Source organism: Enterococcus sp. PF1-24 (assembly GCF_029893325.1).
Taxonomy (GTDB): Bacteria; Bacillota; Bacilli; order Lactobacillales; family Enterococcaceae; genus HY326.
In genome coordinates, this window is record NZ_JARXWL010000045.1 from 1 (window position 1) to 11,793 (window position 11,793).

General features: G+C 40.0%; 12 protein-coding genes, 25 tRNA genes and 1 rRNA gene. 36 read left to right on the forward strand and 2 right to left on the reverse strand.

The genetic code is table 11. The annotated features are described in order from the left end of the window. Positions 1–105: 105 nt before the first annotated feature. The 27 genes from rrf to M2139_RS13430 all read left to right on the forward strand — a co-directional run bounded on the left by rrf (position 106) and on the right by M2139_RS13430 (position 2,871). A 5S ribosomal RNA gene (gene rrf, locus M2139_RS13300) occupies positions 106–221 on the forward strand. Positions 222–236: 15 nt separating this feature from the next. Continuing rightward, a tRNA-Val gene (locus tag M2139_RS13305) sits at positions 237–309 on the forward strand. 3 nt (positions 310–312) lie between these two features. Further along, positions 313–385, forward strand: a tRNA-Lys gene (locus tag M2139_RS13310). Between the two features lie 11 nt (positions 386–396). Further along, positions 397–478 (forward strand) — tRNA-Leu (locus tag M2139_RS13315). Between the two features lie 5 nt (positions 479–483). After that, positions 484–556: transfer RNA gene (locus M2139_RS13320), tRNA-Thr, on the forward strand. A 28-nt stretch (positions 557–584) separates the two neighbouring features. Further along, positions 585–656: transfer RNA gene (locus M2139_RS13325), tRNA-Gly, on the forward strand. A gap of 17 nt (positions 657–673) precedes the next feature. Next, positions 674–759 (forward strand) — tRNA-Leu (locus M2139_RS13330). Between the two features lie 21 nt (positions 760–780). Then, positions 781–854: transfer RNA gene (locus M2139_RS13335), tRNA-Arg, on the forward strand. A gap of 15 nt (positions 855–869) precedes the next feature. Further along, positions 870–943 (forward strand) — tRNA-Pro (locus tag M2139_RS13340). Between the two features lie 15 nt (positions 944–958). Next, positions 959–1,031 (forward strand) — tRNA-Ala (locus M2139_RS13345). Between the two features lie 23 nt (positions 1,032–1,054). Continuing rightward, a tRNA-Met gene (locus M2139_RS13350) sits at positions 1,055–1,128 on the forward strand. Positions 1,129–1,144: 16 nt separating this feature from the next. Continuing rightward, a tRNA-Ile gene (locus tag M2139_RS13355) sits at positions 1,145–1,218 on the forward strand. A gap of 21 nt (positions 1,219–1,239) precedes the next feature. Further along, positions 1,240–1,329: transfer RNA gene (locus tag M2139_RS13360), tRNA-Ser, on the forward strand. Positions 1,330–1,347: 18 nt separating this feature from the next. After that, positions 1,348–1,421, forward strand: a tRNA-Met gene (locus M2139_RS13365). A 16-nt stretch (positions 1,422–1,437) separates the two neighbouring features. Then, positions 1,438–1,513 (forward strand) — tRNA-Asp (locus M2139_RS13370). Position 1,514: 1 nt separating this feature from the next. After that, positions 1,515–1,585 (forward strand) — tRNA-Gly (locus tag M2139_RS13375). A 13-nt stretch (positions 1,586–1,598) separates the two neighbouring features. Further along, positions 1,599–1,672, forward strand: a tRNA-Ile gene (locus tag M2139_RS13380). 9 nt (positions 1,673–1,681) lie between these two features. Next, positions 1,682–1,769 (forward strand) — tRNA-Ser (locus M2139_RS13385). Between the two features lie 13 nt (positions 1,770–1,782). Beyond that, positions 1,783–1,854, forward strand: a tRNA-Glu gene (locus tag M2139_RS13390). 10 nt (positions 1,855–1,864) lie between these two features. Then, positions 1,865–1,954 (forward strand) — tRNA-Ser (locus M2139_RS13395). A gap of 18 nt (positions 1,955–1,972) precedes the next feature. Beyond that, positions 1,973–2,046: transfer RNA gene (locus tag M2139_RS13400), tRNA-Met, on the forward strand. 94 nt (positions 2,047–2,140) lie between these two features. After that, a tRNA-Asp gene (locus M2139_RS13405) sits at positions 2,141–2,214 on the forward strand. A gap of 3 nt (positions 2,215–2,217) precedes the next feature. Next, positions 2,218–2,290: transfer RNA gene (locus M2139_RS13410), tRNA-Phe, on the forward strand. A gap of 8 nt (positions 2,291–2,298) precedes the next feature. Then, positions 2,299–2,369, forward strand: a tRNA-Gly gene (locus tag M2139_RS13415). Positions 2,370–2,394: 25 nt separating this feature from the next. Further along, positions 2,395–2,468 (forward strand) — tRNA-Ile (locus M2139_RS13420). A 19-nt stretch (positions 2,469–2,487) separates the two neighbouring features. After that, positions 2,488–2,559, forward strand: a tRNA-Glu gene (locus M2139_RS13425). A gap of 165 nt (positions 2,560–2,724) precedes the next feature. Next, entirely contained in the window at positions 2,725–2,871 is a 147-nt protein-coding gene (locus tag M2139_RS13430; protein WP_280739367.1) for a hypothetical protein, read from the forward strand. Between the two features lie 57 nt (positions 2,872–2,928). Here the strand turns inward: M2139_RS13430 and M2139_RS13435 are convergent, their stop codons facing one another. Beyond that, the gene (locus M2139_RS13435) at positions 2,929–4,557 is read right to left on the reverse strand and encodes an ATP-binding cassette domain-containing protein (protein WP_280739366.1); all 1,629 of its coding nucleotides are present in this window, start codon (positions 4,555–4,557) and stop codon (positions 2,929–2,931) included. A 216-nt stretch (positions 4,558–4,773) separates the two neighbouring features. Here M2139_RS13435 and M2139_RS13440 point away from each other — a divergent pair, with 216 nt between their 5' ends. From M2139_RS13440 to M2139_RS13460, 5 genes are read left to right on the forward strand one after another with little or no spacing between them, the layout of a single operon-like run. Further along, on the forward strand, positions 4,774–5,517 hold the full coding sequence (locus tag M2139_RS13440) for a phosphotransferase (protein WP_280739365.1): 744 nt from the start codon (positions 4,774–4,776) through the stop codon (positions 5,515–5,517). 2 nt (positions 5,518–5,519) lie between these two features. Beyond that, entirely contained in the window at positions 5,520–5,957 is a 438-nt protein-coding gene (locus M2139_RS13445) for a hypothetical protein (RefSeq protein ID WP_280739364.1), read from the forward strand. Positions 5,958–5,974: 17 nt separating this feature from the next. Continuing rightward, entirely contained in the window at positions 5,975–6,652 is a 678-nt protein-coding gene (locus M2139_RS13450; protein ID WP_280739363.1) for an ATP-binding cassette domain-containing protein, read from the forward strand. Then, positions 6,649–7,290, forward strand: a complete 642-nt coding sequence (locus tag M2139_RS13455) for a hypothetical protein (protein ID WP_280739362.1) — start codon at positions 6,649–6,651, stop codon at positions 7,288–7,290. Before M2139_RS13450 ends, M2139_RS13455 begins: the two co-directional genes overlap by 4 nt. Before the next feature lie 48 nt (positions 7,291–7,338). Continuing rightward, on the forward strand, positions 7,339–7,773 hold the full coding sequence (locus M2139_RS13460; protein ID WP_280739361.1) for an SMI1/KNR4 family protein: 435 nt from the start codon (positions 7,339–7,341) through the stop codon (positions 7,771–7,773). Between the two features lie 49 nt (positions 7,774–7,822). Here the strand turns inward: M2139_RS13460 and M2139_RS13465 are convergent, their stop codons facing one another. Then, positions 7,823–8,407: a hypothetical protein gene (locus M2139_RS13465; RefSeq protein ID WP_280739360.1), complete on the reverse strand. Its 585-nt coding sequence runs from the start codon at positions 8,405–8,407 to the stop codon at positions 7,823–7,825. Between the two features lie 212 nt (positions 8,408–8,619). Here M2139_RS13465 and M2139_RS13470 point away from each other — a divergent pair, with 212 nt between their 5' ends. The 4 genes from M2139_RS13470 (at position 8,620) to M2139_RS13485 (ending at position 11,676) form a co-directional block, all read left to right on the forward strand. Then, positions 8,620–9,438: a ZIP family metal transporter gene (locus M2139_RS13470; protein WP_280739359.1), complete on the forward strand. Its 819-nt coding sequence runs from the start codon at positions 8,620–8,622 to the stop codon at positions 9,436–9,438. Positions 9,439–9,530: 92 nt separating this feature from the next. Further along, the gene (locus tag M2139_RS13475; protein WP_280739358.1) at positions 9,531–10,199 is read left to right on the forward strand and encodes a hypothetical protein; all 669 of its coding nucleotides are present in this window, start codon (positions 9,531–9,533) and stop codon (positions 10,197–10,199) included. Between the two features lie 76 nt (positions 10,200–10,275). Further along, positions 10,276–11,082: a class A sortase gene (locus M2139_RS13480; protein WP_280739357.1), complete on the forward strand. Its 807-nt coding sequence runs from the start codon at positions 10,276–10,278 to the stop codon at positions 11,080–11,082. A gap of 186 nt (positions 11,083–11,268) precedes the next feature. Beyond that, complete coding sequence (locus tag M2139_RS13485; RefSeq protein WP_280739356.1) at positions 11,269–11,676, forward strand: NUDIX hydrolase; 408 nt, start codon at positions 11,269–11,271, stop codon at positions 11,674–11,676. The last annotated feature ends 117 nt before the right edge of the window (positions 11,677–11,793 follow it).

Here is an 11,793-nt window from a genome sequence, read left to right on the forward strand (position 1 = left end):
TAACCAAAGAATGGAAGAAAAGAACGAACTCGGAAGAGTTTTGATAGACAATACTTCAGATTCAGTTTTGAGTGAGCGAAAGCAAAAACTCAATAGACAACCAAGTGCGGTGGCGATAGCGAGAAGGATACACCTGTCACCATGCCGAACACAGAAGTTAAGCTTCTTAGCGCCGATTGTAGTTAGGGGTTGCCCCTTGTGAGAGTAGGACGTCGCCGCGCAAGAGTTGTCAAAATGGAGGTTTAGCTCAGCTGGGAGAGCACCTGCCTTACAAGCAGGGGGTCAGCGGTTCGATCCCGTTAACCTCCATATGAGTCGTTAGCTCAGTTGGTAGAGCATCTGACTTTTAATCAGAGGGTCACAGGTTCGAGCCCTGTACGACTCATAGCAAACAATGCGGGTGTGGCGGAATTGGCAGACGCACTAGATTTAGGATCTAGCGCCTTTTGGCGTGGGGGTTCAAGTCCCTTCACCCGCATAGAAGCCGGCTTAGCTCAGTTGGTAGAGCATCTGATTTGTAATCAGAGGGTCGAGGGTTCAAGTCCTTTAGCCGGCATAGAGAACAAAAAAATAGAAACTAAAATGCGGAAATAGCTCAGTGGTAGAGCACCACCTTGCCAAGGTGGGGGTCGCGGGTTCGAACCCCGTTTTCCGCTTTTAAAAGAAATATAATGCCGGGGTGGCGGAACTGGCAGACGCACAGGACTTAAAATCCTGCGGTGAGTGATCACCGTACCGGTTCGATTCCGGTCCTCGGCATAAGTGTAGTGATACACGGATGCGCCCATAGCTCAATTGGATAGAGTGTTTGACTACGGATCAAAAGGTTAGGGGTTCGACTCCTCTTGGGCGCGTAAAAATTTTAAAAACGGGAAGTAGCTCAGCTTGGTAGAGCACTTGGTTTGGGACCAAGGGGTCGCAGGTTCGAATCCTGTCTTCCCGATATTTTTTTAAATGAGGGGCCTTAGCTCAGCTGGGAGAGCGCCTGCTTTGCACGCAGGAGGTCAGCGGTTCGATCCCGCTAGGCTCCATATCATTTAATTAATATTTTTTTCGCGGTGTAGCTCAGCTGGCTAGAGCGTCCGGTTCATACCCGGGAGGTCGGGGGTTCGATCCCCTTCGCCGCGATACTTTTTTGGAGCTTGGACCTTTAGCTCAGTTGGTTAGAGCAGACGGCTCATAACCGTCCGGTCGTAGGTTCGAGTCCTACAAGGTCCATTGGACTTGTTTTTTTATCTCGGAGGATTACCCAAGTCCGGCTGAAGGGAACGGTCTTGAAAACCGTCAGGTGTGTAAAAGCACGCAAGGGTTCGAATCCCTTATCCTCCTTTTTTTAAATACTATTATCGCGGGATGGAGCAGTCTGGTAGCTCGTCGGGCTCATAACCCGAAGGTCGTAGGTTCAAATCCTGCTCCCGCAATTAAAAACTAAAGTATGGTTCCGTGGTGTAGGGGTTAACATGCCTGCCTGTCACGCAGGAGATCGCGGGTTCGATTCCCGTCGGGACCGCCATGCGGGTGTAGTTTAGTGGTAAAACCACAGCCTTCCAAGCTGTTGTCGCGAGTTCGATTCTCGTCACCCGCTTTTTAGTTTTTATGGGCCTATAGCTCAGCTGGTTAGAGCGCACGCCTGATAAGCGTGAGGTCGATGGTTCGAGTCCATTTAGGCCCATTTTTTCTTGGGGAAGTACTCAAGTGGCTGAAGAGGCGCCCCTGCTAAGGGTGTAGGTCGGGAAACTGGCGCGAGGGTTCAAATCCCTCCTTCTCCGTATTTTTTTATCTGGCCCGTTGGTCAAGCGGTTAAGACACCGCCCTTTCACGGCGGTAACACGGGTTCGAATCCCGTACGGGTCATGTTGTTTTTGGAGGATTACCCAAGTCCGGCTGAAGGGAACGGTCTTGAAAACCGTCAGGTGTGTAAAAGCACGCAAGGGTTCGAATCCCTTATCCTCCTTTTTTTAAATACTATTATCGCGGGATGGAGCAGTCTGGTAGCTCGTCGGGCTCATAACCCGAAGGTCGTAGGTTCAAATCCTGCTCCCGCAATTACCAAGAGATTCTTGGTGGACATGAGCGGATATATTTCGACTCAAAACACAACGTTTGACACCGTTGTTGTAGTAAGTAAATTAATTATTTTGGTTTGGTAGTTCAGCTGGTTAGAATGCCTGCCTGTCACGCAGGAGGTCGCGGGTTCGAGTCCCGTCCAGACCGTTTGGCTCGGTAGCTCAGTTGGTAGAGCAATGGATTGAAGCTCCATGTGTCGGCAGTTCGATTCTGTCCCGCGCCATAGCACCTGCGGGTGTAGTTTAGTGGTAAAATCACAGCTTCCCAAGCTGTTGTCGCGAGTTCGATTCTCGTCACCCGCTTTACTGTGAAGTTGTTTCTTATTATGGGCCTATAGCTCAGCTGGTTAGAGCGCACGCCTGATAAGCGTGAGGTCGATGGTTCGAGTCCATTTAGGCCCATTATCTATAATATTCCACTGGCCCGTTGGTCAAGCGGTTAAGACACCGCCCTTTCACGGCGGTAACACGGGTTCGAATCCCGTACGGGTCATTTATCTGACTGAGTTGCATTGGCAGCTCTATTTTTTTGTCTAAAAATCGCAAGGCCGAGTAAATCGTTTACTTGGCTTTTGTTTTTTTTAATTCTTAGATGAGCAAAAGGAAGAAAAGGAAGAAATCGAAAGCAAGTTTGCTACACAATTTAGTGCTTATCAAGATGGTGGTGGAAGTTGTGATTTCGGTGGATTTAGAGAAAGCTGATTCAACTGCAATTGCTGCAATTGTTGGTGGCGGTAGCGCTGATAATATCAGTTATGAAGAAACAGTTAAAGAATTTGAAGCACAAGGTTTTACTAAAAAATAATTGAAAAGAGCAGCAATCAGTTGTAAAAGCTGATTGCTGCTCTTTGATTTTAACTGTTTAATTACCAGTAAATAAGTGTTTCATTTTCGCTTTAACATCAGGATTTTCTAAAAACTCATCGTAAGTCGTTTCCGCCCGATCGACAACGCCTTTATCAGAAATCGCAATCACACGGTTAGCGATGGTTTGAATAAATTGGTGGTCATGAGAGGCAAAAAGCAATGAGCCTTTGAAGCCAATTAAGCCATCATTTAAAGCGGTGATTGATTCTAAGTCTAAGTGATTGGTTGGATCATCTAAAACTAAGACATTTGATTTAGCTAACATGATTTTTGAAAGCATACAACGGACTTTTTCGCCACCTGATAAGACATTAACAGGTTTCAAGACTTCGTCACCGGAAAATAGCATCCGGCCTAAGAAGCTGCGTAAGAAGGTATTATCGTCTTCTTCTTTAGAAGCGAATTGACGCAACCAATCTAAAATTGTTAAATCAGTGTCAAAGTCTTTTGTATTATCTTTTGGCATATAAGAATAGTTAGTTGTAACACCCCAACGAACGGTGCCGCTGTCTGGTGTGATTTCTCCCATTAAGACTTTAAATAAAGTAGTAGTAACAATATCGTTGTTGGCGATGAAAGCTACTTTATCATCTTTGTTTAAAGTGAAAGAAATGTTATCTAAAATCTTTTTGCCGTCAACCGTTACGCTGATATTATCCACTTGCAATAAGTCGTTACCGATTCCCCGCTCAGGTTTAAAACCGACAAATGGGTAGCGTCTTGATGAAGGTTGAATATCATCAAGAGTGATTTTATCCAGCATTTTTTTACGAGAAGTTGCTTGTTTTGATTTAGAAGCGTTGGCGCTAAAGCGGGCGATAAAGTCTTGCAACTCTTTAATTTGCTCTTCTTTTTTCGCGTTAGAGTCTGATTGTAATTTCGCAGCTAATTGGCTTGATTCCAACCAGAAATCATAGTTCCCAACGTAAAGTTTAATTTTACCAAAATCCAAGTCAGCCATGTGGGTACAAACTTTGTTCAAGAAATGGCGGTCATGGGAGACAACGATGACTGTATTTTCAAAGTTAATTAAAAATTCTTCTAACCAGTCGATTGATTGAATATCTAAACCATTGGTTGGTTCATCTAAAAGTAAAACATCAGGTTTGCCGAACAGCGATTGAGCAAGTAAAACTTTAATTTTTTGCCCGGCTGTTAATTCGCTCATCGTTTGGTGGTGTAAATCTTCAGGAATGTTCAAACCTTGCAATAAAACAGCTGCTTCAGGTTCAGCTTCCCAGCCACCTAATTCTGCAAATTCCCCTTCTAATTCGGCAGCTTTAATGCCGTCTTCTTCAGAGAAATCTTCTTTCATGTAAATAGCATCTTTTTCTTTCATGACTTCATAAAGGCGTTTATGCCCCATCATCACCGTTTCAATGACTGAAATTTCTTCATAGTCAAAGTGGTTCTGTTTTAAAGTCGCCATCCGTTCATTGGGACCTAAAGCCACATTACCGGTAGAAGGTGCTAATTCGCCAGAAAGGACTTTCAGAAAAGTTGATTTACCAGCACCATTGGCACCGATTAAACCGTAGCAATTACCAGGGGTAAATTTTATGGTGACATCATCAAAAAGTTTACGGTCTGAAAAGTGTAAACTTACGTCTGTTACAGTAATCAAAATGTTTCCTCACTTTATCATTATTAGTGTATACCTCCTAGCATTATAGCGAGGAAAGCAGAAAGTTTCAAGGTTTATTAGTTTTTTCGGGGGATTTAGCTAAAAAAATCAAGGAAATAAGAAATTTTGCGAGATTGCTGACTTAATTGCTGAAATTAGTTATGATATTTAATAGTAGAAAATTATCAGAAACGGCAAAAATTGAGGAGGATTTCCATGACTGTAAAGAGAAAATTAATCGGTAGTGGTGCTGTATCCAAGATTTATTTAGAAGATGGCTTTGCCTATAAAACTTTCAAGGCTGATTATCCCTTGGATTGGTTGAAATATGAAGCACAGCTGCAAAATGAAATTGCTGAAAATACCCAACTTTTAGTGCCAAAAACAACCGTCATCGAAGCAACCAAAGAAATAAAAATGGACTACATTGCCGGTTGCACTTTGACAGAGCGAATGCGCAAAGAGAAATATAAAATGGCTTTGGCAGATTTGGTTGACTTGCAACTGTCGATTCAGGAATATCATGATTTGAATTTGCCGCAAGCCCATCAAGTTTTTGCCCAGCGTTTAAAGGAATCCAAGCTGGATGAAAATTTAAAAGCCAACGCTCAAGCAATTTTGCAACAAATTGAAGTGAAAAATAATCTCTGTCATTTTGATTTTCATTTTTTAAATATTCTCTACAGTGAGGGGCAGTATTATATTATTGACTGGGTAGATAGTAAATTGGGGAATCCTATTTTAGATATTGCCAGAACCTACGTGATTTTTAAACAGCACGCTCAAAGGTTAGCTAATAAATATTTAAAACTAATTGTCGCTAAAGGTAATTTTGAGATGGCGGAAGTTCAGGCAGCCATTCCGTTAATGGCAACTTTGCGTTTGTTGGAAGGCGATGCGGCTGAATTTAAAGAGCAGCTACTGGAAATGATTGCGTTTTTCAGTGAGGGAGAAAGTTGATTATGAAAAAAATGTTAAGCCTTTTACTACCAACCCTTTTATTTTTCACTGCTTGTGCTAGCCCAGAAAGTTTGCTTTCAAATAGTGAAGAAGAGGTTCAGTTGGAGAAAATGTCGGTGGCGTTACGATTAGGCGATGCAACCGCTCAGCTGGAAAGTTACGCCTTAACGAAAGTTGCTGAGCTTGATTGTATTTCCTTAACTTTTCAGCTGGTAGCCACTGAAGAGGCAACTGAAATTGATGTGCAACAGTTTAGCTTAGCGGCAATGCAAAATAAAGAGGCGTTGCAATTGCAAGCTGTCCCAACAGAAGTGACGGCTGGCAAAGCTCTTGTCTATACTTATCAATTGTTGAATCAAGAAGAGCCGGTTCTTTTTGAATTTACTTATGGTGAAGGCGATGCGGCTGTAACGAAACATTACGAAATATTTTTACAATAGCGGAAAAAGGAGAACAGATGCTTAGTTTTGATAAAGTAACGATTCAATCGCCAACTGGTGAAATTATTTTAAAGGAAATTACGGAAAATTTTCCCAAAGCTGAAATTAGTTATTTGACTGGTAAAAGTGGCGTAGGCAAAACCACGCTGTTAAAGGCGATTTTAGGTGAAGTGCCAATTGCGCAAGGGAAAATCAGCTTGAACCAGCAAGCTATCACCTATGATAACTTAGCAAATACTCTTGCAAATCGGCGGAAAATCGGGGTGATTTATCAAGATTTTCGTTTGCTTGAGGAGCTAACCGTTTTTGAAAATATTGCTTATGTTCTTTATCGCCAAGAATTAGCGGAAGCAAGCATCAAAGCAGAGGTAGAAAAAATCGCTGCCGAACTTGGGATTAAAGATAAATTGGCAAGTTATTGCCATGAACTTTCAGGTGGGGAGCAACAGCGAGTGGCGATTGCCCGCGCTATCGCGATGAATCCGGAAATGATTTTAGCAGATGAACCAACCGGGAATTTAGACCCGCTAAAAGCCAAAGAAATCGTTGCGCTTTTGCATGATTTATCGGTTAAAAGACGATTAGCCGTTTTATTGGTAACTCATGACTATACTTTGATTCCAGCTGAAAGCAGTCACGTTTATCAAATCGCCCAACAAAAAATAAACCGAGTAGCGGTAGGTGAAATTTTATGAAACAAATCAAAAATTCAGGGACCATTATTAAAAAGAGCCTTAAAAAAAGTAAGATTATCTTTTCTAAATTTTTTGTTTCTAGCTATTTCGCCACCTTGCTATTTGCGATAACGTTAAGAGTTTATCTGTTTTTCTATTTAATGGCTGTGGTGGAAGGCAGGCGTAATGCTGAGATGCCTTTATTACAAAAAATGTTAAGTCATGATACAGGCGATGAGTTAACATTATTGGCGAATATCATCGAAATCGGCAGTTTTATCTTGATGATTGTCAGTGTTCTTTATTTACTTTTTTCTCTAGTTATTTTTTTAAGACGAGAATTTCTGTTAGCGGAGAAAACCTTGGCGATTAAGACGCAGCTGGGAACGCATCCGGCGATTGTTACGCTAGAATTTATCGGTGAATTTGTAATTGTTAATTTATTGGCAATTTTAGCAGGCATGATTTCCGTTTATTGCCTGTATGCCATGGTTTGTAATCTGGATAGTTGGATTAGTGCTTATCTGATTTCGCCGTGGAAAGTGCTTGTGAACTACGATTTGATTTATGTTTTCGTAGGGGTGCTTTTACTAGCGATTTTATCTGTTAGTTCCTATCAAAAAATGAAGAGGACTTTTTATCGCAAGAATCGGAAATGATTTTCGTTATTTTGATGATTTAGAGACATCTAAAAAAGGAGAGTAACTTTGTTAGAATTATTTGAAACAATTCATAAAAAGCATCCTGGCTGCACCCAACACGACATTAAAGAACTAGAAAAAGGGCTTGCGCAGTTAGGATTTGAAAACCTAGCGATTAGCAAAACTTATGCTGCATTCTTAATGGAAAGCAACGGCGGGATATTTACGAATGGGAAAAGAGCATTTCAATTGTTTTCAAGTGATGAAGTGCTTGCTGTTTATAAAGAATATCACTTTGCTGATTTTATGCCCTATGCCTTGCCAATTAGCTTGGATGGCAGTGGCAATTTTTCGTTATTTGACTACCGAAAACCGAATAATGAGACAATTTATTGTGCTTCAGCGGGAAATTTAGGTTGGGAGCAAGACGAAGTTTTTCTTTTAGCTGATAATTTCACGGATTTTTTGACGCAAAAAGATGAGCTTTTTGATTATATGTAAATAACTATCTAAATAAAGCTATAAGTTGATAGCAAAAAAATAGTAGCTTTCAACCAATTACCGCTAAAAAATACCTCTGTACTTCAGCTATATAATCCTCAATATCACCAATTGCAAGTAATTGCAATTTTTCAGCCGCCTCATCATCTGAAAAATCAGCGTTTAAATCGGCCACTAAATAGCGTAAATCATCTTTAATTATCTCTGTAACCAAGTAGTTTTTATGAGTAATCACTTCAAATTTTTTCAAAGCGAATTGATTAATTAAAATAGTATTTAGCGTGTGGAAATCTGTGTAATACTTTGCTAAAGTCGTTTCTTTTGACGTAGAAGGGACGGGTATTATATATTTTTTATAGATAGTTTTTAGCCAAATTTCATCAGCTAATAAATGAAGATAATAGCCTAAATAAAATGCTTCTGATAAGTGGGACAGGTATTTTTCTCTAAACTTTTCCGGGAAAATATCATGCTCACCGTCTTTTCTTTTAACCATAAAATGCGTTAATTCTTTAGCGGTGTGAGAATTTTTATTTACATCAGGGGCGATGCTGCCTAAAATGAAATCTTTTCCAAAATTCAATTTCTCAGCCAGCGCTGTGCCGATTGCGTAATGCATAATTCTTGAACCCATTAGTGAAAACCTCCCTTTCTCACTAATAAGTATAACGCGGGAGCAGCTATTTTTAAACGAATTTTATTTATTTGTAAACAGCTTCTGAAACATTTTTAGGTTGACCTAAAATATATGTAAGGTGTATAATATAAATCATAGAAGAAGATAAGTAATAACTAACTTTTTGATGAGTAAATAATAATTTTTTAATAGGAATGGAGTTGATTCAAATGGTAGATTGGCTGATTGGTTTGCAACCTTGGCAACAGGCTTTGGTAGGAACCGGTTTTACTTATGGAATGACCGCATTTGGGGCTGCGCTAGTTTTTTTATTTAAAGAAATAAAAAAAGATGTGTTGAATTTTATGTTAGGTTTTGCCTCTGGGGTAATGATTGCGGCGAGCTTTTGGTCGCTGTTAGCGCCAGCGATTGAGCGGGCAGAAACCAATGGTGATATCGCTTGGTTAGTTGTCAGCGTGGGCTTTGCGGCTGGAGGACTATTTTTATATATTTCTGATAAAACGATTCCCCACATGCACTTTGGTCCTGCCCATGAAACAGAAGGGATTCCCACCCATTTAAAACGGACGATTTTGTTAGTTTTTTCCATTACTTTGCATAATATTCCTGAAGGTTTAGCGGTAGGGGTGGCATTTGGGGCGGCTGCTTCAAGTGATAATCCAACCGCTGCGGTTTTAGCGGCTGTTTCAGTAGCCATCGGGATTGGGATTCAAAATTTCCCTGAAGGGGCAGCTGTTTCGATTCCGCTAAGACAAGAAGGATTAAGCCGCGGCAAAGCCTTTTTATACGGACAAGCTTCTGGGATTGTTGAACCAATCGCTGGCGTTATCGGGGCGCTGTTAGTTAGTAAAATGACCGCCTTGTTGCCTTATGCCTTAGCTTTTGCGGCGGGGGCGATGATTTATGTGGTGGTGGAAGAATTAATTCCCGAGGCCCAACAAACTTCCTCTAGTAAAAATCACTATGCGGTTTTTGGCGTAATGGCGGGTTTTATCATTATGATGGTTTTAGATGTAGCATTAGGATAAAAAGCAAGCTAGAAATGGTTTTTCAGCCAGTTCTAGCTTTTTAATTTATATGATATACTTTTTGAGAGAGAATTAAAATGGAGGGGATTTTGATGGGGGGGCGTAGTTATTTAGAAATTAGCGATGAATTGCTACTGTTTGAAGCAAATAATACTTTACCTTTATTTTGGTTGTTAGGTTTAACGCTTGAAAATGTTCAACCAATTGAAGCAGCTTTGCAGCAATTAGATGCGCTTGACATAGAAGATGAGGAAGCTTATGAAGCCTTGCTTGTTAAGGCAAAAATCGGTGAAATTTCAGTCGCTTTAACCACTTACTGTCAGAATTTAGAAAAAAGACGTTCTTATATCGAAAAAGTCTATCCGCATCTGTCGGGTCTCTACGCAGATTTTCTAAAGATTATTTTGGCAGAAGCAGCTTATGATAATGAAGCAACAATAACGATTAATTATCTTGAGTATTTAGGTTTTTACGAAGAAAGTTTGGCTTTTTATCAAGATTTAGCGACTTCTTTTGTGAAATTTGAAAATAATGAAAAAACAATTTGGTTGTATGAAGGAGATGTTCTTGGTTCAGCGCTGGGAAGTGATCAATATAGCAATCACCACAGTCAACCGTTATTCTCTGCTGAAAGTTATCAAGCGCTAAATCAGCAACTTTCTGCAAATCCTACAGAAAATATAGCTAAAAAGAGCAGTCTTAGTCGTTTTTTTGCGAAACTTTTTAATAAAAAAACGAATGAAAAATTAAATCTTTACTAACACACGGCTGCATCTCAGCGTTTTTTTATAAAATATGGTATGATAATAAAAAATAAGTTTTGAAAGGGGGATGTTTATGCCAGATACACGCAAAAAGAGTCGCAGTTCAGCTAATCAAAGCCAAACACGCTCAAAAAAGGCAACCACAACCAGAAAACAACCTCCTAAACGCAAGAAAAAAAATCCTGTGAAAAATTTCTTTTCCAGCTTGTTAATTGTACTACTTATTGTGGCTGGTGTGGCGTTAGCTTTTAATAGCCAAATTAAAAATGCCTTGATTAAATCCAATACTGAAAAATATGATATTAGCCACTATACGCGAGCTGATATCGAAAAAAATCAAAATGTGGAAGCTACTTTTGATTTTAATCAAGTTACTTCAATTACTAGTGAAGATGTGATTAAAGCTCAGTTTTCTGATTTGGATTCAGTCGTGATTGGTGGTATTGCTTTACCTGATGTGGGGATTAATTTGCCGATTTTTAAAGGTGTCGCTTATGATGCACTGTTTTTTGGGGCGGGCACAACTAGCGCTGAGCAACAGCTGGGCTCAGGCAATTATGGCTTAGCCAGTCATAATCCAATTGATAAAAATTTACTTTTTGGCCCGTTGCATCAATCGCAACTGGGGCAATTGATTTATTTAACCGATTTGGCGCAAGTTTATACGTATGAAATTAGTCGCATTTGGATTGTGCCACCGTCAGATGGTTCAGTTTTAGCTGTGATTCCGGGAGAGTCAGTGGTTACCTTAGTAACTTGTAGCGATGATGCCGGTAGCGAGCGGTTAATCGTCCAAGGTCGATTGCAATCGACAGTTGCAATTGAGGACGCACCAGATAATGTTGCTCAAGCTTTTAATTTAAATAAAAATAGTTATTAAGCTAAAAAGGCTAGGTTGCCTATTATTTAAGGACACACAAAACTGCAAATAGACGCAAGCAAGTGTTTATTTGCGATTTTGTGTGTCCTATTTTTTTAAAGTTCACAAGCAAACACAGAAAATATGCCTTTTGTGATTTGGAATTATGAGCTATGATGGGAGTATAATTTAAAAAGGAATGGTAATATGAAAAAAGAATTTTCACGAGTATTTATCAAAGATACTGTTGGTGATATTTTAGTGATAAGAGATCGAAAAGGCATGTGGAATTTTCCCGGTGGCAAGCGAGAAATTGGAGAAAGTGCGGTTGAATGTGCGATCCGTGAAGTCCAAGAAGAAACAGCTTTAACTATATCTGATTTGGAAGAAATATATACAGGCGATTTTCTTTTTGAAGGTGTGGAATGGCGGGGCTCTTTTTATTTTGCTAAGCGTGTTAGTGGACTGCCTACTTTAAATGAACCTAATAAAATAAAAGGCATTCAATTTATTGAAGATTTAAATGTTGTGAATTTTTCTTCGGGGTTGCAAACTTTATTAGCTGATATAGCAGAAAAAGATATTTTGGGAGAAAGAGTTACCCATTGGGGATAAAGTTTTCACTTTACTATTTACTGATAAATCAGCACCACCCTTCAAAAGGGTGGTTTGCTCTGGGGCTATAAGCCCCTAAAACCGGCCAGCGCCTAAAGACGCTGGCTTTTCACATTT

Coding starts and splice junctions, on each gene's coding strand:
- M2139_RS13455 (WP_280739362.1), top strand. CDS start 6,649: ATGAAACAAATCAAAAATTCAGGGACCATTATTAAAAAGAGCCTTAAA.
- M2139_RS13485 (WP_280739356.1), top strand. CDS start 11,269: ATGAAAAAAGAATTTTCACGAGTATTTATCAAAGATACTGTTGGTGAT.
- M2139_RS13480 (WP_280739357.1), top strand. CDS start 10,276: ATGCCAGATACACGCAAAAAGAGTCGCAGTTCAGCTAATCAAAGCCAA.
- M2139_RS13465 (WP_280739360.1), bottom strand. CDS start 8,407: ATGGGTTCAAGAATTATGCATTACGCAATCGGCACAGCGCTGGCTGAG.
- M2139_RS13470 (WP_280739359.1), top strand. CDS start 8,620: ATGGTAGATTGGCTGATTGGTTTGCAACCTTGGCAACAGGCTTTGGTA.
- M2139_RS13445 (WP_280739364.1), top strand. CDS start 5,520: ATGAAAAAAATGTTAAGCCTTTTACTACCAACCCTTTTATTTTTCACT.
- M2139_RS13450 (WP_280739363.1), top strand. CDS start 5,975: ATGCTTAGTTTTGATAAAGTAACGATTCAATCGCCAACTGGTGAAATT.
- M2139_RS13440 (WP_280739365.1), top strand. CDS start 4,774: ATGACTGTAAAGAGAAAATTAATCGGTAGTGGTGCTGTATCCAAGATT.
- M2139_RS13475 (WP_280739358.1), top strand. CDS start 9,531: ATGGGGGGGCGTAGTTATTTAGAAATTAGCGATGAATTGCTACTGTTT.
- M2139_RS13430 (WP_280739367.1), top strand. CDS start 2,725: ATGGTGGTGGAAGTTGTGATTTCGGTGGATTTAGAGAAAGCTGATTCA.